General features: G+C 64.6%; 17 protein-coding genes. 11 read left to right on the top strand and 6 right to left on the bottom strand.

Features of this window, described 5'->3' with window-relative positions; all coding sequences use genetic code 11:
* Positions 1 to 3: 3 nt before the first annotated feature.
* A complete protein-coding gene (locus B7G54_RS17575) occupies positions 4 to 621 on the bottom strand; it encodes a hypothetical protein (protein ID WP_085040216.1) in 618 nt (205 codons plus the stop codon).
* Positions 622 to 852: 231 nt separating this feature from the next.
* On the opposite strand from B7G54_RS17575, the gene B7G54_RS17570 reads away from it, so the two are divergent.
* On the top strand, positions 853 to 3,144 hold the full coding sequence (locus B7G54_RS17570) for a heavy metal translocating P-type ATPase (RefSeq protein WP_085040215.1): 2,292 nt from the start codon (positions 853 to 855) through the stop codon (positions 3,142 to 3,144).
* Positions 3,145 to 3,156: 12 nt separating this feature from the next.
* Here B7G54_RS17570 and B7G54_RS17565 read toward each other — a convergent pair whose 3' ends face one another.
* Positions 3,157 to 4,107, bottom strand: a complete 951-nt coding sequence (locus B7G54_RS17565; RefSeq protein ID WP_085040214.1) for a universal stress protein — start codon at positions 4,105 to 4,107, stop codon at positions 3,157 to 3,159.
* A gap of 497 nt (positions 4,108 to 4,604) precedes the next feature.
* Entirely contained in the window at positions 4,605 to 5,003 is a 399-nt protein-coding gene (locus B7G54_RS17555; RefSeq protein WP_175130477.1) for a nuclear transport factor 2 family protein, read from the bottom strand.
* Positions 5,004 to 5,085: 82 nt separating this feature from the next.
* Between B7G54_RS17555 and B7G54_RS17550 the strand changes: the two genes are divergently transcribed.
* Complete coding sequence (locus B7G54_RS17550; protein WP_085040212.1) at positions 5,086 to 6,027, top strand: LysR substrate-binding domain-containing protein; 942 nt, start codon at positions 5,086 to 5,088, stop codon at positions 6,025 to 6,027.
* Between the two features lie 117 nt (positions 6,028 to 6,144).
* On the opposite strand, the gene B7G54_RS17545 is transcribed toward B7G54_RS17550, so the two are convergent.
* Complete coding sequence (locus B7G54_RS17545) at positions 6,145 to 7,536, bottom strand: aminotransferase-like domain-containing protein (RefSeq protein WP_085040349.1); 1,392 nt, start codon at positions 7,534 to 7,536, stop codon at positions 6,145 to 6,147.
* A 381-nt stretch (positions 7,537 to 7,917) separates the two neighbouring features.
* Here B7G54_RS17545 and B7G54_RS17540 point away from each other — a divergent pair, with 381 nt between their 5' ends.
* Genes B7G54_RS17540 through B7G54_RS17500 form a run of 9 tightly spaced genes read left to right on the top strand, consistent with a single transcriptional unit; the run spans position 7,918 to position 15,263 of the window.
* Entirely contained in the window at positions 7,918 to 8,400 is a 483-nt protein-coding gene (locus tag B7G54_RS17540) for an MSMEG_0572/Sll0783 family nitrogen starvation response protein (RefSeq protein ID WP_006405208.1), read from the top strand.
* 19 nt (positions 8,401 to 8,419) lie between these two features.
* The gene (locus B7G54_RS17535; RefSeq protein WP_085040348.1) at positions 8,420 to 9,442 is read left to right on the top strand and encodes a Nit6803 family nitrilase; all 1,023 of its coding nucleotides are present in this window, start codon (positions 8,420 to 8,422) and stop codon (positions 9,440 to 9,442) included.
* Complete coding sequence (locus B7G54_RS17530) at positions 9,435 to 10,505, top strand: MSMEG_0568 family radical SAM protein (RefSeq protein WP_085040347.1); 1,071 nt, start codon at positions 9,435 to 9,437, stop codon at positions 10,503 to 10,505. Before B7G54_RS17535 ends, B7G54_RS17530 begins: the two co-directional genes overlap by 8 nt.
* A gap of 2 nt (positions 10,506 to 10,507) precedes the next feature.
* Complete coding sequence (locus B7G54_RS17525; RefSeq protein WP_085040211.1) at positions 10,508 to 11,068, top strand: MSMEG_0567/Sll0786 family nitrogen starvation N-acetyltransferase; 561 nt, start codon at positions 10,508 to 10,510, stop codon at positions 11,066 to 11,068.
* Positions 11,065 to 12,051 (top strand): sll0787 family AIR synthase-like protein, encoded by a 987-nt coding sequence (locus tag B7G54_RS17520; protein ID WP_085040210.1) that lies wholly within the window; start codon positions 11,065 to 11,067, stop codon positions 12,049 to 12,051. Before B7G54_RS17525 ends, B7G54_RS17520 begins: the two co-directional genes overlap by 4 nt.
* Positions 12,048 to 13,232 carry an MSMEG_0565 family glycosyltransferase gene (locus B7G54_RS17515; RefSeq protein ID WP_085040209.1) on the top strand — a complete coding sequence of 395 codons (1,185 nt, stop codon included), beginning with the start codon at positions 12,048 to 12,050 and terminating at the stop codon, positions 13,230 to 13,232. Before B7G54_RS17520 ends, B7G54_RS17515 begins: the two co-directional genes overlap by 4 nt.
* Before the next feature lie 9 nt (positions 13,233 to 13,241).
* Positions 13,242 to 13,526 carry an MSMEG_0570 family nitrogen starvation response protein gene (locus B7G54_RS17510; protein WP_085040208.1) on the top strand — a complete coding sequence of 95 codons (285 nt, stop codon included), beginning with the start codon at positions 13,242 to 13,244 and terminating at the stop codon, positions 13,524 to 13,526.
* A 56-nt stretch (positions 13,527 to 13,582) separates the two neighbouring features.
* Positions 13,583 to 14,884 (top strand): MSMEG_0569 family flavin-dependent oxidoreductase, encoded by a 1,302-nt coding sequence (locus B7G54_RS17505; protein WP_085040207.1) that lies wholly within the window; start codon positions 13,583 to 13,585, stop codon positions 14,882 to 14,884.
* Positions 14,885 to 14,888: 4 nt separating this feature from the next.
* On the top strand, positions 14,889 to 15,263 hold the full coding sequence (locus B7G54_RS17500; RefSeq protein ID WP_244289364.1) for an LnmK family bifunctional acyltransferase/decarboxylase: 375 nt from the start codon (positions 14,889 to 14,891) through the stop codon (positions 15,261 to 15,263).
* 339 nt (positions 15,264 to 15,602) lie between these two features.
* Here the strand turns inward: B7G54_RS17500 and B7G54_RS17495 are convergent, their stop codons facing one another.
* Together B7G54_RS17495 and B7G54_RS17490 are read right to left on the bottom strand one after the other, a co-directional pair.
* Complete coding sequence (locus tag B7G54_RS17495) at positions 15,603 to 16,658, bottom strand: AraC-like ligand-binding domain-containing protein (protein ID WP_085040346.1); 1,056 nt, start codon at positions 16,656 to 16,658, stop codon at positions 15,603 to 15,605.
* A 144-nt stretch (positions 16,659 to 16,802) separates the two neighbouring features.
* Positions 16,803 to 18,329 (bottom strand): amidase, encoded by a 1,527-nt coding sequence (locus tag B7G54_RS17490; protein ID WP_085040206.1) that lies wholly within the window; start codon positions 18,327 to 18,329, stop codon positions 16,803 to 16,805.
* Positions 18,330 to 18,364 lie beyond the last annotated feature (35 nt).

The raw sequence follows: 18,364 nt of genomic DNA, 5'->3' as shown, positions 1-18,364 counted from the left end.
GTGTCATTCAGAGCTGCGCGGATGATGGCCGCGCCGGAACGTCAATCGGCGCTCATCGACGAGCGCGCGCCAATCGAGCTTCATCAATGCGAAGACGAGGCCGAGCAACACCAGTTGCGTGACGACGAAGTATCCGCCGAGGTAAGTGCCTTCGAGTGCGGATTCCATGTCCAGCCGAGTCGACGCGAAGCGGCCGAGGTGCGCCCAGAGCGCATAGGTCGTTGCGCGGCCGATGAAGAAGGCCGCCGCGATGATTCTGAGCGGCAACCCGGAAAGTCCGTATGCGATGAAGAGATAGTTCGACGGAAGCGGGCTCAATGCGTAAAAGAAGAAGGCGCCGGCGGTGAGCGTCCTGTGCTTTCGCAGCCAGCGTGTGGCGACGTCGATATTCTCTCGATCGGATTCCCGTATCCAGCGGGAGCGGACGAGCGATCGTGCGAAGGTCGCCAGAATGACGCGGCCGGTTGTCGCTGCACCTGCCGCGACGACGGCAAAGATCAGCGGATTGCCCTCAGGCAGGTTGAACCCGACCCACGACATCGCCATCCACGTGGGCGGGGCGAACGCGGGCATGAGATTCAGCAGAAGAATCAGCAGGAAAAGCACCGCCAGCGTCAGCACGATCTCGACTCCAAGCCATCCGGTGTCATGTTTGAATTTTGCTGAAGAAAGGGGCCGACGGCTTGACTCACGTCAAGCAACGCGCCGCGCTGCCGTCATTTCGTAGGAGGCCCTTCGTCCTGACCCATGTCAACGGTCGAAGCGCGGCATTTCCTAGACTGATGCCACGCCGTCTGGAACCGGATTCGATCGCAGCGAATACGTCCGCGCGCGGCGCTCGGAAAAATCGTCATGTCCCGAATCCGCTGGTCGATCGATCTTGTCTTGCTGGTCCTGGCGGCCGTTGCGCTCGCCGCAGGAGGCGTGTGCGTGGCGGTGGGTCTGCCTTCACTCGCGCGAGTCGTCTGGTTGCTTGGTACGTTGCCGGTCTTGCTCGCGTTGACTGTCTCCCTTGCAAAGGCCGTGGCGAAGCGGCAGGCCGGCATCGACGTGCTCGCGTGGCTGGCGATCGGCCTGGCGATCGCGCTCGACGAGACGCTGACTGCCGCAGTCATTGCATTGATGCTGGCAAGCGGCCGGACGCTGGAGCAGTATGCGCAGAACCGCGCGCAACGCGAGATGACCGCGCTGCTCGGCCGCACCCCTCGGCAGGCAACCCGGTTCGAGAACGGTGAATGGCGTTCAGTTGCGCCGGAAACCCTCCTCCCGGGCGACAGGCTGCTCGTGCGAAGCGGCGAATGCGTGCCGGTCGACGGCACGTTGACCGATGACGCGGAACTCGACGAAGCCATGCTGACCGGCGAGTCGTCCACCCAGCGGCGACACGCCGGAGAAGGCGCGTGCAGCGGCGTGGTCAACGCCGGCGCGCCGTTCGAAATGGTCGCCCGCACGACGGCAGGCGACAGCACGTTTGCCGGCATCGTCCGCATGGTCGAGCGTGCGCAACACGAGCGCGGTCCATCCGTGCGTCTCGCGGATCGCTACGCCGCATGCTTCGTGCTCGCTTCGCTGCTCGTCGCGGGCATCTCCTGGCTGCTGACGGGTGATGTCGCGCGTGCGCTCGCCGTGCTCGTCGTGGCCACGCCTTGTCCGTTGATCCTCGCCGTGCCGGTCGCCATCGTATCCGGCATGTCGCGTTGTTCGAAACGCGGCATCCTGGTCAAAGGCGGAGGTGCGCTCGAACGTCTTGCGCAGGCGACGATCCTCTTCTTCGACAAGACCGGGACGCTGACAGGAGGGCGGGCGCGCATCGTTGCGATCGAATGTGGCACGGACGTCGGAACGGACGATGTGCTGCGTTTCGCGGCGTCGTTGGCCCAGGCATCGGGGCACGTCATCTCGGATGCACTGACGGTCGCCGCGCGGGACCGTCGGATCAATCTGTCGCCGCCGTCGATCGTCGTGGAAACGGCGGGTGAAGGCGTGACAGGCCGGGTCGACAACCGAACCGTCGTGATCGGGAAGTTCGGGTACGTCACCGCCTGCTCGGCGGCTGCACCTTGGAGCGGCGCGTTCCTGAAGCGGGTCGGCAACGAGGGCGGGGCTGCCGTATTCGTCGGTGTCGATGGTGTCATGATCGGCGCGATTCAGATGGCCGACCAGGTGCGTCTGGAAGCGCCACGGGCATTGCGGCTGCTGAAACGTGAGGGCGTCGAGCGCCTCATCATGCTGACCGGCGACCGGCGGGACATTGCACAGGCCGTCGGCGAACTACTGGGTGTCACCGATGTGCGCGCCGAGCAGACGCCGACAGACAAGCTTGCCGCCATTCAGGCCGCTCGCAAGGAGGGCGTGACGATCATGGTCGGCGACGGTGTGAACGATGCGCCGGCGCTGGCGGCGGCCGATGTCGGTATCGCGATGGGGGCGCGAGGGGCGGCCGCGTCTTCCGAAGCCGCCGACGTGGTACTGCTGGTGGATCGGCTGGATCGACTCGTGGATGCGATGCGTATCGCACGACGGTCGCGCCGGATCGCGCTCGAGAGCGTGGTGGCCGGCATGTCGTTGTCGGTTGTCGCAATGACGATTGCAGCGGCCGGATTCCTGCAGCCGATCGCCGGTGCGGTGATTCAGGAAGTCATCGATGTCGTCGTCATCGTCAATGCGTTGCGCGTGTTGCTGGTGCGCCCGAGGCTGACCGATGCCCGGCTGGCCGATGTCGACGTCGAGCAACTCAAGCGCGAGCACACGGCATTGTCACCGTTGCTGGACCAGATCAGGGATCTCGCGGATCGCATGCCGCAATTGTCCGGGGCAACCATGACCGGCGAGCTTGCCCGGGTAATCGACTCGCTGGAAGAACGGTTGCTGCCGCACGAACGCACCGACGATCTGGACGTGTACGCGCGTCTTGCTCCGCTTCTCGGTGGCGAGGACCCGCTTGCAGCGATGAGCGGCGCACACCGGGAGATCTTCAGCATGGTCCGATCACTCAAGCAGATGGTCGTGGACCTGCCGCGCGACGGAACGAACACCACGCAGGTGCATGCGATACAACGCTTGCTGTACGGGCTGGAGGCAATCGTACGCCTGCATTGCGCTCAGGAGGAAGAACTGTTCCATGCCGTGGGAGGGGATGCGTGACGACGAAACGCATCACGCACGCGGCGCGCTCACGAGAAGGACCGGCGTTTTCGCGATGCGCGCGACGCGCTCGGCCACACTGCCGACAAGCCAGCCTGTGACGCCGCGGCGCCCATGGGTGCCCATCACGATCATGTCCGCATTCCATTCGAGAGCGTCGTTCACGATCAGGTGAGGAACGTCTGCGCCAGTCCGGTTCGTTTGAATCAGTTGCGACTGTGCGTGCCCGGTTGTGCCGTCGAGCAGGGCCGCGGCATTTTGCAGTGCACGATTGCCGTCGCTGATCAGTGCGCTTTCCAGCGTCTCGACGGGAACGAAATCACCCAGCGATACAGGGCGATCGAGTACATATATCGTACGAAATTCGCTGTTGGGTCGCGAGAATTTCAACCCCGTTTGCAATGCGTGGAGTGCAATCGGGCTTCCGTCGACGGCGAACAGCATCCGCCGCGGCAGGTGCTCGGCCACCGACGCGAAACCCTCCGGAACGATGAGCAGCGGGCAGCCGACAAGTTTGCCGAGCGGGTTGGAAACCGTTCCTTCGACCCATCCGAGCAGGCCACGATGCTGACGTGCGCCGACGATCAGGAGTTCGGCCTGCCAGGCTTGCGCACTGTCGACCAGCGCATTCACGACATCACCGCCGTGCGTGGACAGGTCGATGACTTCCGTGTCGACGGCGAGATCGTCGCGATCCATTGCGGCTTTGGCGCGCGACAGCGCGTCGGATGCGTCTCGAAGCAACTCGTTGCGCGCCGATTCGAGAAATGCCATGGTTTTCGATCCGAGCGGGACAAGCGTTCTCGGATTTTCCGCAACGCTGACGATATGCACCGCTGCATTCGACGGAACGAGCGCTTTGGCATATGCGAGTGCATGAGCCGATGCGGTGGAACCATCGATGGCGATCAGCACCCGTAGGGGAGCGGGGGCTGCCTGGACGGGTGAAGTGCTGGTGTTCATGAATGTCTCCCGGTGGCAATCGACGGTCTTGTACACGGCAATTTTTTGCACGGACGGCTTCTGCCGGGTTGACCTTCGTCAAGCAAGTTCGTCTTCACAGTGCCGCTCGAACCGATGTATCCGGTGGTGTTCTTTGACGCGCTGCGGGTCAAGCGCGATGGCGAACCGGTGGTTCGCCAATTTGTCGAGTCGAGGTCGATCAGGCCGGTTCAAGCCCCGGGCCGGACTTTCTGTTCGGGGGCCTGCCGTCGATGCCGTTCGCGCGGATGGCCGGATTCACGATGACTCGCTGCGGGCTGAAATCGACACGGGCACGGACCTGCTCGTTCGCATGGTTCCGTTGTGGACCTGGGTCGTCGAGAATTCCGACCGCTTCCGGGAAGCAAGGCAGAATTTCGACAGACAGCACCGCGACGCAAACTCGTAGTCGACATCGCTCGTCGGCAGAGCAGCGCTGCGCAAACGCCAGCCGTCGGTATCCAGCGGCGCCGATCCGGTTACGCGTACTTGTCGCCGACCGTACTGCGAATCGGATGCGTGTCGTAGACGATGATCATCCGCTCGATGAGCCCCGCGATGTCGAACTCGAACACGTCGACGCACTCGAAGCGCGCCACCGAACCGTCTTTCAGGACCCAGTCGTAGATGAAGTAACCTGTCGCACGTCGAGCGCCGGTCGCGCTGACGCAGATATCGATCGGTGTAATCTTGCTTTCTCCCGATGCAGCAGCGACCTTCGAAAAGAACGGCTCAGGGTGCATCCAGCCGAGAAATGGCGAGAAAATCCGAGCGTCCGGCGTAAATAGCGCGCAGATGGCGCCGACATCGCCTCGCTCGAGTTCCCGAAGGTAAGCGCGAACCCGTTCCGTATGGAGTGATTCCGACGTTGAGCCCAAAATTATCCTCCGATCATTCGTTGACGTCCCCGTTCATGCGTGGGAACGGGGTATCCGGTAGACGCACGATAGCGACGCACCGATGACCGAACAATCGAAAAATTTGCAACCCGGGTATGCGGCGCATGCATATCCGCTGGCTGACCTGACGAGGCCCCTCCCGCCGTTGGCGGCGATTCAGTCATTCGTCGCGGCGGCGCAGCTCGGCAGCGTCAGCAAGGCGGCGGATCATCTGTGCCGTACGCAAGGCGCGGTGAGCCGCCAGATACAGCAGTTGGAGACGCATTATCGATGCGCGCTCTTTGTGCGCCATGTATCGGGTCTGACATTGACCGCGGAAGGAAATGCACTGCTGACGGTCGCGGTCAACGTGCTCACGCAGTTGGTCCAGCACGCGGATTCCCGTGCACGGGCGACCTCGGTGCTCACGTTGAAGTTGCCGTCCACGTTCGCCGTTCGCTGGCTGCTCCCGCGGCTGCCGGACATTCATCGCGCGATGAGCGGGACGGAGTTTCGTATTTCGACATCCGCGGACGATACGCCGGATTTCACGACGTCCGACGTCGACGCCGTCATCGTGCGCGGCACGGGACAGTGGACCGGCATGGAAGCGGTACCGCTGTTTGCGGAGAGGCTCACGCCGATGTGCGCACCCGCCTTGGCAACATCGCTGCGATCCGTTGCCGACCTTGCGCAGGTCGATTTGCTCCATCCCGGCCCCAGCCACGCAGAGTGGAGATGCTGGCTCGATCACGTTGGGGCGCGCCAGATCGATGCGGGACGCGGGCTGGTATTCGATACCCTCGAATTGACGCTCGCGGCATCGACGGAAGGGCATGGAATTGCAATCGGCGACCCACGGATGGCAAGAGACCGACTCCGTGCCGGATCGCTGGTGACACCGTTTGAGGAGGTCGTCCAGGACGGCCTTTCGTACTTCCTCGTCTATCCGCCCCAACGTGCGGAACAACCGAAAATTCGAGCCCTCGCCGACATCTTGCTGCAACTGGCGCGAGAAGACTGATCGGCAGGCGAGCGTCCGATGCGGCAGGCGCCGCAGACCCGTCTCGCGCCGGCGTTCATTTCGGCTTGCGACAGACCGGCAATTCGCGTTCGAATGCCTTCGGAGCGGTATCGGCCGCTACATCGCCGCACCATAAAGATGATGCGCGTTGGCCAGTGCATCCGCGACGAGCTCGAGGCCGTCCCGGCACTGGTCCCGATCCTGCGGCCCGCCGAGGCAGATACGGATCGCCGCCGGCGGGTCGCCGTCCGTCGAAAATGCCGCGCTTGCCACCGCGGCGACGCTCCGACTCCGCAGATGCTGCGCCAGATCCGGTGCGGTCCACAGGCACGCGCGCGGAATCGGCAACCAGAGATGGAAACCGTCGGGGTGCGCATCGAAAGGCCATGCGCCGAGAATCCGGCTCGCGATCGCCTGCCGTGCATGCGCTTCCGATCGCATCGCGGCCAGCATCTCGCTCGCGGTGCCGTCGTTGATCCATTGGGTGGACAACAGCATCGTGAACGGGCTCGGCATCACGGTCGTGGCGCGCAATGCGCCGGCGATGCGCTGTGCTTCGCGTACCGTCGGCGCCAGCAGATATGCGATTCGCAACCCCGCACCGAGGTTCTTCGACATGCCGGTCACGTAGTAGGTCAGTTCGGGCGCCAGCAGCGCCAGCGGCGGCGGCGCGCTCTGCGGCAGCATCGCATACGCGTCGTCCTCGATGATCGGCACGCTGTAGCGCAGCGCGACATCGGCCAGTGCTTCGCGGCGTCTGAACGGTATCGTGAGCGTGCTCGGGTTCTGCAGCGTGGGGTTGCAGTACAGCGCGGCAGGCCGTCCGCTTTTGCAGAGCGATTCGAATGCGTGCGGCAACGGACCGTCTTCGTCCCGTGGCAGCGGCTGCAACTGCACGCCCAGTTGCGATGCGATTGCCTTGATGCCGGGGTAGGCGAGCGAATCGAGGCAGATCGCGTCGCCGCGGCGCGCAAGCGTGGAGACGAGCGCGACGAGCGCGCTGTGGATGCCCGGGCAAACGAGCACGGTATCGCTACTGCAGCCGGGCAGGCGATTGGCCAGCCACGCGCGGCCGGCGGCGCGATCCGCCGACGTGCCGCCGAAATCCTGGTAACGCATGAGCTGGTAAGGATCGGCGCCGTCGAACAATGCCGCCGCCGATTGCTGCAGCCGCCTGGCCATCTCGGGCGGCTCGGGAGGCATGTTCATCGACATCTCGATGCTGCTGCCGCCCGACAGCGGAATCGTTCGCGTCGGGCCGCGCACGAATGTGCCGCTTCCGGCGCGCGTATCGAGCAGGCCGCGGCGGCGAGCTTCCGCATAAGCGCGGGCGACCGTCGTGTAGTTGAGGTTCAGCGCACTGGCGAGATCGCGCAGCCCGGGCAGGCGCTCGCGCGGTTTCAGACGGCCCGCGGCGAGATCTTCCTCGATGAGGTCGGGGATCAGCAGGTACGCCGGTTTCCTGCTTTCCAATAGTCGCTTCGACCAATGATGGATTGCGTAATCCATATCCGTTTCCATTTGGTGATTCATCAAAATATTGGCATCACGAATTAATAGAAAAATATAGATATCGCCGTTTTGCGATCGGGTGATTGCATTGATCGCATCATGTATCGGATTGATGCATCGATGCACGCTCGATGCGCACGAACCCCTTTGCGCTGCATCAGTCCAGTGCGCGGCGGCGCGCTGGACGGCTATTTTCCGTCCGAGCCCGATCCGGTCACGCAAGGATCGGGCCGACAGCATCGGCATTTATCGATTGAATGATTGGAGAGTGATTGCATCGGATCGGGCCCGGTTGGCATATGCGTTGCGTTAATGAGTTCGCCCGGATTCGAAAGCGTTCGGGAATATCACTCAACTCATTTTCAAACGGAGCGTGCCATGCCCGCAGTCAACCAGCCTCTGCACAAGAAAGGAGATTTCCTCGTCGATTACGAGGAAAAAGTGTTTGAAGACGTCAAGGCCGAACCGGGCGAGAAGGCGCTCGTGACGTTCCACACGGTTGCGTTCGAGGGTTCGATCGGCTTCGTGAACCTGCTGCAGGCGACGCGCCTGCAACGCAAGGGATTCGAGACGTCGGTGCTGCTCTACGGCCCCGGCGTGACGCTCGGCCTGCAGCGCGGCTTTCCGACGCTCGGCGACGAGGCGTTTCCCGGTCACCTGAACTTCAACAAGCAACTCGTGAAGTTCATGGAAGAGGGCGGGAAGGTCTACGCGTGCCGCTTTGCATTGCAGGCACTTTACGGGCATGGCGAGGCGTCGCTGATCGAGGGCATTCGACCGATCAATCCGCTCGACGTGCTCGATATCCAGCTGCTTCACCGCAAGGAGAATGCGCTGGTCATCCATACCTGGACCGTTTGACCGAATGACGGGTGCCATCATGTCCGACAAACGCATCGTCCGGGCGGCAGCCGTCCAGATCGCCCCCGATCTGGAACGGGCCGGCGGGACGCTCGACAAGGTCTGTGCGGCGATCGACGAGGCCGCCGGCAAGGGTGTCCAGCTGATCGTCTTCCCCGAAACGTTCGTGCCGTACTACCCGTACTTCTCGTTCGTGCGGGCACCGGTCGCATCCGGCGCCGATCACATGCGGCTCTACGAGCAGGCCGTGGCGGTGCCCGGGCCCGTGACGCATGCGGTCGCCGAGCGCGCACGCCTCCACGGGATGGTCGTCGTGCTCGGCGTGAACGAGCGCGACCACGGCAGCCTGTACAACACGCAGCTGATTTTCGACGTCGACGGACGCCTCGCGGTGAAGCGCCGCAAGATCACGCCGACGTTTCACGAGCGGATGATCTGGGGGCAGGGCGACGCGGCTGGACTCAAGGTGGCGCAGACCGGTGTCGGCAGGGTCGGTGCGCTCGCGTGCTGGGAGCACTACAACCCGCTCGCGCGTTATGCGCTGATGACGCAGCACGAGGAAATTCATTGCAGCCAGTTCCCCGGATCGCTGGTGGGCCCGATCTTCGCGGAACAGATCGAAGTCACGATTCGTCATCATGCGCTGGAATCGGGCTGCTTTGTCGTCAATGCGACCGGCTGGCTGGCGGATGCCCAGATCGAGTCGATCACGGGCGATCCGAATCTGCAGAAGGCCCTGCGCGGCGGCTGTCATACCGCGATCGTGTCCCCGGAGGGCCAGCATCTGGCCGAGCCGTTGCGCTCGGGCGAAGGGATGGTGATCGCCGATCTGGACATGTCGCTGATCACCAAACGCAAGCGAATGATGGATTCGGTCGGCCACTATGCGCGTCCGGAACTGCTGAGCCTTGCCATCAACGATCGGCCGGCGATGACGGTGACCCCGATGGGGATCAGCGGGCCGGCCGCACGTGACTTCGAGGGAAATTGCCATGAGCGCGAACGCGAAACCGTCGGTGCAGAGCCGGCAATTGATGACTGAACTGCAGTCGGTCGGGCTGCGCCTTGCGGATCCGCGCATCGGCGCCGCCAGCCGGCGCGGCGGCGCGGGGCCGTCCGATCACAAGGCCGTGACGGTCGACGGCGTGACCATCATGGTGCCGGTGCACACGAGCACCGCGTGGGAGTCGCCGTTCGTCGCGGCGGAGCCCGACGCGGCGGGCGTCAGCCTGCTCTCGCGCGGCACCATCCCGATCGCGAGCATCAGCTTTCCGTCGAGCCCGCGCTTCTACGCATTGCAGACGCTGGAGGGCGTGCCGTATTCGCACATCGCGACGCTGCACGGTGCCGACGTGCTCGCAACCACGGTGTTGCAGACCTGCATCCGCTACGAGAGCCGGCGCAAGACCTGCCAGTTCTGCTCGATCGGCCAGTCGCTGGCAGCGGGCCGGACGATCGCCCGGAAGACGCCCGAACAACTCGCCGAGGTGGCACGCGCGGCGGTCCTGCTCGATGGCGTCAAGCACATGGTCTTGACGACGGGCACGCCGCCGACGCCGGATCGCGGCGCCCGCGTATTGTGCGAAAGCGCGTTCGCGATCAAGGCGGCCGTCGATCTCCCGATCCAGGCGCAGTGCGAGCCGCCCGACGACGACGCCTGGTTCGACCGGATGAAGGCAAGCGGGATCGATACGCTCGGCATGCATCTGGAAGCCGTGACGCCGGCCGTGCGCGAACGGATCATGCCGGGCAAGGCGAGCGTGCCGTTGTCCCGATACATGGCGGCGTTTCGCGCGGCCGTCGCCGTGTTCGGCCGCGGACAGGTCAGCACCTACATCCTCGCCGGGCTCGGCGACAGCGCGGCCGCGATTCTCGACATGTCGCGCGAACTGATCGGACTGGGCGTGTATCCGTTCGTCGTGCCGTTCGTTCCGATCAGCGGCACGCCGCTGGAGAGCCATCCTGCGCCGTCGCCGGACTTCATGCGGGCGGTGCTCGAGCCGCTCGGCGCGATGCTGCGCGACGCAGGAATGCGCTCCACCGACATCAAGGCCGGCTGCGGAAAGTGCGGCGCCTGCTCGTCGCTGTCGACCTACGAGGTGTGATCATGTACTGCACGGAGATGGGCCTTGCCGACAGTGGCGACACGTACCGGCCTTCGGAATACCGGATCAAATGGGCCGGACTTCCATGGGAAATCGACGAGGCGTACAAGTTGCGCCGGGCCGTATTCTGCATCGAGCAGGGGATCTTCGTCGGCGACGATCGCGACGATATCGATCGCCACGCGCAGCTGCTGGTCGCGGTGAGCTGCTGCGCAGGGTTGCCCGAGCAGGTGGTCGGCACGGTGCGGATTCATGAAACCGCGCCCGGAACCTGGATGGGTTCTCGGCTGGCAGTGCATCCGGCATTTCGCAGGCAGAGCAGGATTGGCTCGATGCTGATCGCACTGGCTGTAAGCAGCGCGCATGCCGAAGGGTGCCGGACTTTCGTCGCACACGTGCAATCGCAGAACGTGCCGTTGTTTCGCCGGCTTCACTGGGATGCGCTCGGCGAGGAAACGTTGTTCGGACGTCCCCATCAATTGATGCAGGCCGAGCTTGCGCACTATCCGCCGTGCGGCACGCCGTTCGAGGGTTTCGTTCTATGCCCGGAGGTGCGGCAATGAGTGTCGAGGATCGTGTCGCAATGCTTCGTGCGACCCGCGGCTTCCAGCACAAGCACGACATCTCCGGCGTGGTCGCATCGCTCGCGGCGGGATTTCCGAACGGCGAACGGGATTTCGCGCAGGCGGTTGCACTCGGCGACGACTGCGCGGCGATCGCCGACGCGGACGGCTACCTGCTGTTTGCGATCGAGGGCATGGTCGGCGAATTCGTCGAGTCGATGCCCTGGTTTGCCGGGTACAGCGGCGTGATGGCGAACGTCAGCGACATCTATGCGATGGGCGGACGACCGATCGCCGTTGTCGATGCGTTGTGGAGCGACGGGATCGACGCCGCGCGGCCGGTGCTCGCCGGGATGGCCGCGGCTGCGTCCGCGTATGGCGTGCCGATCGTCGGCGGTCACAGCAACACGCGCAGTGCGCAGGGGCAACTGGCGGTGTCGATCCTGGGCCGTGCGCGCGCGCTGCTGTCGAGCTTCAGCGCGCGGCCGGGCGATCGCCTGATGATGGCGGTCGACCTGCGCGGCGCATTCGAGGATCCGTACCCGTTCTGGAATGCGTCGGTCGGCGCACCGCCGGCCCGGCTGCGCGGCGATCTCGAGATCCTGCCGGCGCTGGCCGAAGACGGGCTGTGCGATTCGGCGAAGGATATCTCGATGGCCGGCGTGCTCGGTACGGCGCTGATGCTCGTCGAGTGCTCGCGCGTCGGTGCGCGGATACGGCTTGATGCGATTCCGCGTCCTCCAGGCGTCGACTTCGATCGCTGGCTGACAGCCTTTCCGAGCTACGGGTTCCTGATGGCGGCCCGGCCGGCGCATGCCGATACGGTAATGGAGCGCTTCGTCGCGCGCGGGCTCGCGTGCGCGGTGATTGGCGACATCGATGCAACGCGCGAGGTCGTCGTCGAGGAGGCGGGTGAAACCGCGGTGCTGTGGGATTTCCGGATCGCCCCGTTCATTGCCGGTGCAAGCGGAGGTGCCCGATGAGTCGAGATGCATTGCGCATCGCGCTGCTTACCCACTCGGTCAATCCGCGCGGCGGTGTCGTGCACACACTCGAACTGGCGAGCGCGTTGCACGAAGCGGGAAGCGACGTCACCGTGTTTGCGCCGGCAGCGCCGGGGGAGGCGATGTTTCGCGATGTTCCGTGCCGCGTCGTTCTGGCCCGCGTCGATGTCCGTTCGCGCAGCATCGCGGAAATGGTGCGCGCGCGGATTGCCGCGATCAGGAACGCTTTGCCGGGGCACGAGGCGGGCGGGTTCGATATCGTGCATGCGCAGGACAGCATCACGGGCAACGCGCTGGCGGAGCTGAAGCAGTCAGGGGCGATAGACGGATTCGTACGGACCGTGCATCACCTCGACGTATTCGACGATCCGCAGCTCGAACGCTGGCAGGCGCGTGCGTGGCGGGAGGCGGACCAGGTGCTGTGCGTGAGTAAGACCTGGGCGGCCACGATGCGCGAGTCGTTCGGAGTCGACGCAAGCGTGGTGCCGAACGGCATCGACGTTGCCCGGTTCGCCTGTGCACATCATCGCGACGTGCAGGTGTTGCGGCAGCGGTTCGGCCTGAGCCGCGGGCCGATCGTCGTGGCGATCGGCGGAATCGAGGAACGCAAAAACTCGATCGCGTTGCTCGAGGCGTTCGCACGGCTGCGCAGCACGACGCCCGACGCACAGCTCGTGATCGGGGGCGGCGCGAGCCTGCTCGACCACGACGCATACGCGCGCCGATTCGTCGCGCGCGCCGCCGCACTCGGGCTCGGGATCGGTGTCGACGAACCGGTCGTGCCGACGGGGCCGCTGGACGACGCGGCCCTGGTCGCGCTGATGCACAGCGCCGACGTGGTGTCGATGGTGTCGATCCGCGAGGGATTCGGGCTGGTCGTGCTCGAGGGGCTCGCCTGCGGAAAACCCGTCGTCGTGTCCGAAATCGCGCCCTTTACCGAATATCTGGACGAGCGCGCGTGCGTTTGGGCCGATCCCGACGATGTGGAGTCGATCGCCCGCGCGCTGCGCGACGCGCTCTCGGGACGGCGTGCTCCCGATTTCGCGCATGCCGTCCCGGCACTGCTGAACCGCTTCACATGGAAAGCGAGTGCGCGCAAGCATCTGGATATCTACCAGGACAGGCTGGCGCATCGTGCGCGAGCATTGTCCGCCGAATGAGGAGGAATCATGCCGGTCATGCATTTTCGGGTTCGTTGGCCCGACCAGTCGGAAACCAATTGCTATTCGCCTTCGACCGTCGTGTCGGAATTCTTCGCTGCAGACACGCAATACGCGCTCGACGACTTTGTCGAGCGCGCCCGACGCGCGTTGGGTATCGCGTCCGATCGCGTACGCGAAAAATACGGATTCGCGTGTTCTGCCGCAATGGACGAGCTGACACGGATCGAAGCACAGGCGGAGCGATTTTCACCGCAGGGCGACGCGACCGTGACCGTCATCGAACTCGTTTGAGGCGTCGAGCACGCAGAATTCAACTGCCGTCTTCAACACACATTCAGGACTGCATCATGTCAAGCGAACCCGTTTTTTTATCCAGCCTCCCGGATGTCGAATCCCATCTCGGCGTAGCCGTCGTCGGCGGTGGCCAGGCGGGGCTGTCGATCAGCTACTACCTGAAGCAGGCAGGTATCGATCATCTCGTATTCGAAAAGGAAACCGTCACGCACACGTGGCGCAAGCAGCGCTGGGACGCGTTCTGTCTCGTGACGCCGAACTGGCAGTGTGCGCTGCCGGGCTACCCGTATCGCGGTGCCGATCCGCATGGCTTCATGACGAAGGACGAGATCGTCGAGTATCTCGACGGATTCATCCGGAGCGTCGATGCCCCGGTGCTGGAACAGACCGCCGTCGAGCGCGTGACGCGTGACGCGAACGGACGCTATCGCATCTTGACGTCGCGCGGCGCATACACGGCCGATCAGGTGGTCGTTGCGTCGGGCGGCTACCATCGGCCGATCGTGCCGCGGATGGCCGAACGGTTTCCGGCAGCGATCGTGCAGATCCAGTCGTCGGAATACCGGAATCCCGGTGCATTGCCGGATGGCCCGGTGCTCGTGGTCGGCTCGGGGCAGTCGGGGGCGCAGATCGCGGAAGATCTCCATCTGGCCGGGCGGAAGGTGTACCTCGCGGTGGGCGATGCACCGCGCTGTGCCCGCTTCTACCGCGGCAGGGACGTCGTCGACTGGCTGGCCGACATGCAGTACTACGACATGCCGGTCGATGCGCACCCGCTGCGCGAAGGCGTGCGCGACAACACCAACCATTACGTGACCGGCCGCGACGGCGGGCGCGACATCGATCTGCGCCGCTTTGCCGCCGAAGGGATGGAACTGTACGGCAAGCTCGAGGATTTCGTCGGCGGGCAGTTGCAATTTTCAGCGGACCTGGCAGCGCAACTCGACAGCGCCGACGATACGTACAACCGGATCAATGCAGGCATCGATGCCTATATCGACAAGAACGCGATCGAGGCGCCGCCTGCGACGCGCTACGAGCCCGTGTGGCGTCCGGCCGGCGAGCGCACGGCGCTCGATCTTGCTGCCAGCGGTATCGCATCGGTCATCTGGTGCATCGGCTTCACCCCGGATTTCAGCTGGCTCGATGCACCGGTATTCAATGGCCGCGGCTATCCTGCGCACCAGCGTGGCGTGACGCCGGTTCCGGGGCTCTACTTCGTCGGGCTGCCCTGGCTGTACACATGGGGCTCGGGGCGCTTTTCCGGGGTTGCGCGCGATGCCGCCCATATTGTCGACCGGATCGAGGCCGAGCGGACGGCCGCACGACGCTCGGCCGACAGCCTGGCCGCCTGACGCAATGCATACCGCCACCCATCGCTATCGGGCCGGCATGCCGCAACTGGCGCACACCGGGCTTGCGGAAAACTGGCTGCGCAAGGAGTGCGGGCAGCGTCACTGGGACGCGCTGGCCGCGCATAGCGGCCGCGAGGTCCCCGAGTTCTTCGACGACGAGGGGCGGCGCGCCTATGCGTCGCTCGTCGCGGTACGCGTCGACATGAACCGGTGTCACGCGATTCGCGAGAACGATACATTCGCGCTTCATGTTGCGCTTCACCGCCGCTCAAACTCAGGCTTCGCGACGCGTGACAGGGGCTGCTGGCGCTGCGATGTCACCGCGCGGGAGTTGACACGGGTCTTCGCAACACCATCGCCGGTGACAACTTCAATTTGATCTACGCCTGCTCACTAGCTTTGCACACGCCTCTTTCGTGTCCTTTAATTCCGCTAGCGCTCGCCAGCTGGTGGCAGATGCAGCTGAATTAACCCCGGGCTCCCAAGCTGAACATTACTGGAAGCGGGGGGGGCGTCGTCGCGGCGGTAAGCGCGTCTATCTTGGATAGCGGATTCTTTCCAGTTCGAAATCGGCTTCTAATACGTTAGATGTGCAGGGAATAATTGACCGGCAATCGAGGTATAGCCGGAATGCGTTGAAGATCCACCGCCTGCGGCGAAGGAAAGGAAGGGGCGTCGTGCCCATTCCCTGCGCATTGGCTCCGGCACGGCCTCGGACTCATGCAGGCACAGGTCGCGCCCGTGGCGGGCCACCGTGCTCGCGCCACGCCCGTGGTGACATCGCGAACCGCTCGCGAAACACGCGACTGAAATGGGACATGTCGTTGAATCCCCACCGCAACGCGATGTCGGACACGCGCAGCATCGCGCATTGCGGATTCGCAAGATCGTGCGCACACCGTTCGAGCCGCAGGTTCAATACGTAACGCATCAGCGACGTGCTTTCGGCCTCGAACAGCTTGTTGATGTACCGCGACGAAATCCCGAGCGACCGCTCGATCATCATCGGGCTCAGCTCCGGATCGTGCAGGTGCTCGAGCAGATGCCGCTTCACACGCGTCAGCGTCAACGTCTTCATCCTGGATTGCGCGAGGTCGTTACGCTGCATGCCCCCGAGCGTCAGCGCGATCAGCGAGATCGCGGTATCCGACAACTGCCGCATCTCGTCCTCGGTCACGCTACGGATCTGCGACGACATCTGCTCGAGAAACGCACGCATGACCCTGCCGACGCCCTCCCCGGTGTGCGTCGGGCAGGCCGTGCGGTGTTCCATCCCGACGACGAGCTGGTTCAGGGTTGCGCGGGGAATGCTGACGACGATCTCGCGCCACGACTGGCCGAACTGTAGGTGATGCGGCCGGGTCGCGTCGTAGATCGCAAAATCTCCGGGGTGCAGCGTGACGATCTTGCCGTCCTGCTCGACCGATTGGCTGCCCTCGAGCATCAATACGCCGAAATACTTGTCCTCATACTCGCTCCGCGCCTGGCGATAGCGCCGAATCACGGCCTGTTCGCTGGCGTAGATTTCCGAGATCCGCATCTTTTCGCATTTGCGCTGCCGCACCTGGCCGAAGAAATCGGCCTTCTGCACGGCGGCGATCTGCACGTCCGCGAACAAACGCAGAATCGTCTCGCGCCAAAACTCGATACGCTGGCTGACCGAGCCGTCGGTCGCCAGCTCGATCGCCGAATTCGTCCATTCGTCCGGCGGGCTGTCGGACGCCGGGCCGGGCGCGCCGCCGCTTGCGGCGCGCGGGAAAGGACGCATCGTCATGGTCGTGCCCCACATGGGTTAGCAAACACGCAACCGGTAGCGTGCCCGTTCAAAAGCGCATTGTCCAATCGGCAACCGTGTACTTCTCGTTGCCGGTCGGACCGGCAGGCGGCGCGGCGGCGTTGCGCCGCCGCGCTTGGCACGTCATGCGAACGTTGTCTGGCGCCAGTCGGAAGACTGTTCATACGCATAGGCGCAGCGGTAGATGGTCGCCTCGTCAAAGCGGCGCCCGACCAACTGCAGCCCGATCGGTAGATCATCGGCTACCCCGCACGGCAGCGACATGGCCGGATGCCCGGACACGTCGAACGGCGCGGTATTCGCGAGCATCTCGAACGCCCTGGTCAGCGACTCGGACATCGCACAGCCAGGCTTCGGCAGTTCCGACGCGCGTATCGGAACGGTCGGCATCAGCAATACGTCATACGACTGCAGCGCCGCGTCGTAAGCCGATCGCAAGCGTCGCGCGAGGTTCTGGCACTTTGCGTAGTAGCGCCCGCGATACCGGCTCGTGAAATATTCGCCGAGCAGCATCGTCACTTTCACGGTATCTGGCAGCTCATCGGCGCGCTCGCGCCAGCCCGCGTGATGATCGATCATGCCGGTCACGTACAGGCCGCCCCAGTTGAACCCGTGGCTGTTGCCCTTCATCATCTGCTGCGTCGCGCCCTCGGCCGCGATCGGCAGCCAGATCGCGGTGCCGGCCGCATGCAGCGGCACCGACACTTCGTCGACGTTCGCGCCCAGCTTGCGCAACCGGAGCGCGGCGACCCGCACGGCCTCGTCGACCACTTTCTCCGAATTCGCGAGCCCGAACGCTTCGCGCAGGATGCCGATCCGCAGGCCGGCGATACCGTCGCGGATCGCGCCGAGATAATCGGCGCGCGGCGGCAGCGCCCGCTGGCGCGGATCGAGTCCGTCGTCGCCCGCGATGACATCGAGCAGCAGCGCGTTGTCGAGCACGCTGCTCGTCATCGGCCCGAGATGATCGACGGTCGCCTCGATCGGCATCGCGCCGGTGTACGGCACGAGCCCGTGCGTCGGCTTCATCCCGTAGATGCCGCAATAGGCGGACGGGATCCGCACCGAGCCGCCCTGATCGCCGCCGAGCGCCATATCGACCTCGCCGCTCGCGACCAGCGCGCCGCTGCCGGACGACGAGCCGCCCGACGAGTGCCCTTCCTTGCGCGGATTGTGCACCGGCCCCGACGCGCTCGTGTGCGAGCCGCCGGAAAAACAGTAGTACTCGCAGGTCGATTTGCCGGCGATCGTTCCGCCGGCGTCGAGCACCCGCGTGACGACGGTCGCATCGACGTCGGGCACGTAGCCTTCGAACGTGCTCGCGCCATTGCGCATCGGCACGCCGGCGACGCAGATGTTGTCTTTCACGACCACCGTCCTGCCGCGCAGCTTGCCGCCGGCGGCGCCGTGGATCGTGCTCTTGCGCGCCCACGCGCCGTAACGATTCTCGTCGCCTTCCGGGCGGTAGCCCGGCGTGCGCGGATACGCGACGACGGGCAGATAGTCGGGCAGCGCGTCGATCGCATCGTATGCGTCGAAGTTCGCCTGCAACGCATCGTCGTATTCGGCGAGTTGGCGGGAATCGAGATGAAAGCCGAAGCCGGCTGCAATATCGGACAGTTGTTCGCGGGTCGGGCGTTTGATGGCCATCGACGTTCTCCAGTTTGGTAAGCGGCACCGCCGGC

Source organism: Burkholderia puraquae (genome assembly GCF_002099195.1).
In the GTDB taxonomy this organism is placed as follows: domain Bacteria; phylum Pseudomonadota; class Gammaproteobacteria; order Burkholderiales; family Burkholderiaceae; genus Burkholderia; species Burkholderia puraquae.
The sequence above is the reverse complement of the archived record's forward strand: the minus strand, read 5'-3'. Positions and strand labels throughout refer to the sequence as shown.

Excerpts from the sequence above, each read along its gene's own strand:
- B7G54_RS17505 (WP_085040207.1), top strand. The coding sequence starts at position 13,583 with ATGTCAAGCGAACCCGTTTTTTTATCCAGCCTCCCGGATGTCGAATCC.
- B7G54_RS17525 (WP_085040211.1), top strand. The coding sequence starts at position 10,508 with ATGTACTGCACGGAGATGGGCCTTGCCGACAGTGGCGACACGTACCGG.
- B7G54_RS17495 (WP_085040346.1), bottom strand. The coding sequence starts at position 16,658 with ATGACGATGCGTCCTTTCCCGCGCGCCGCAAGCGGCGGCGCGCCCGGC.
- B7G54_RS17550 (WP_085040212.1), top strand. The coding sequence starts at position 5,086 with ATGACCGAACAATCGAAAAATTTGCAACCCGGGTATGCGGCGCATGCA.
- B7G54_RS17520 (WP_085040210.1), top strand. The coding sequence starts at position 11,065 with ATGAGTGTCGAGGATCGTGTCGCAATGCTTCGTGCGACCCGCGGCTTC.
- B7G54_RS17545 (WP_085040349.1), bottom strand. The coding sequence starts at position 7,536 with ATGGATTACGCAATCCATCATTGGTCGAAGCGACTATTGGAAAGCAGG.
- B7G54_RS17500 (WP_244289364.1), top strand. The coding sequence starts at position 14,889 with ATGCATACCGCCACCCATCGCTATCGGGCCGGCATGCCGCAACTGGCG.
- B7G54_RS17540 (WP_006405208.1), top strand. The coding sequence starts at position 7,918 with ATGCCCGCAGTCAACCAGCCTCTGCACAAGAAAGGAGATTTCCTCGTC.
- B7G54_RS17570 (WP_085040215.1), top strand. The coding sequence starts at position 853 with ATGTCCCGAATCCGCTGGTCGATCGATCTTGTCTTGCTGGTCCTGGCG.
- B7G54_RS17565 (WP_085040214.1), bottom strand. The coding sequence starts at position 4,107 with ATGAACACCAGCACTTCACCCGTCCAGGCAGCCCCCGCTCCCCTACGG.
- B7G54_RS17490 (WP_085040206.1), bottom strand. The coding sequence starts at position 18,329 with ATGGCCATCAAACGCCCGACCCGCGAACAACTGTCCGATATTGCAGCC.
- B7G54_RS17515 (WP_085040209.1), top strand. The coding sequence starts at position 12,048 with ATGAGTCGAGATGCATTGCGCATCGCGCTGCTTACCCACTCGGTCAAT.
- B7G54_RS17535 (WP_085040348.1), top strand. The coding sequence starts at position 8,420 with ATGTCCGACAAACGCATCGTCCGGGCGGCAGCCGTCCAGATCGCCCCC.
- B7G54_RS17530 (WP_085040347.1), top strand. The coding sequence starts at position 9,435 with ATGACTGAACTGCAGTCGGTCGGGCTGCGCCTTGCGGATCCGCGCATC.
- B7G54_RS17510 (WP_085040208.1), top strand. The coding sequence starts at position 13,242 with ATGCCGGTCATGCATTTTCGGGTTCGTTGGCCCGACCAGTCGGAAACC.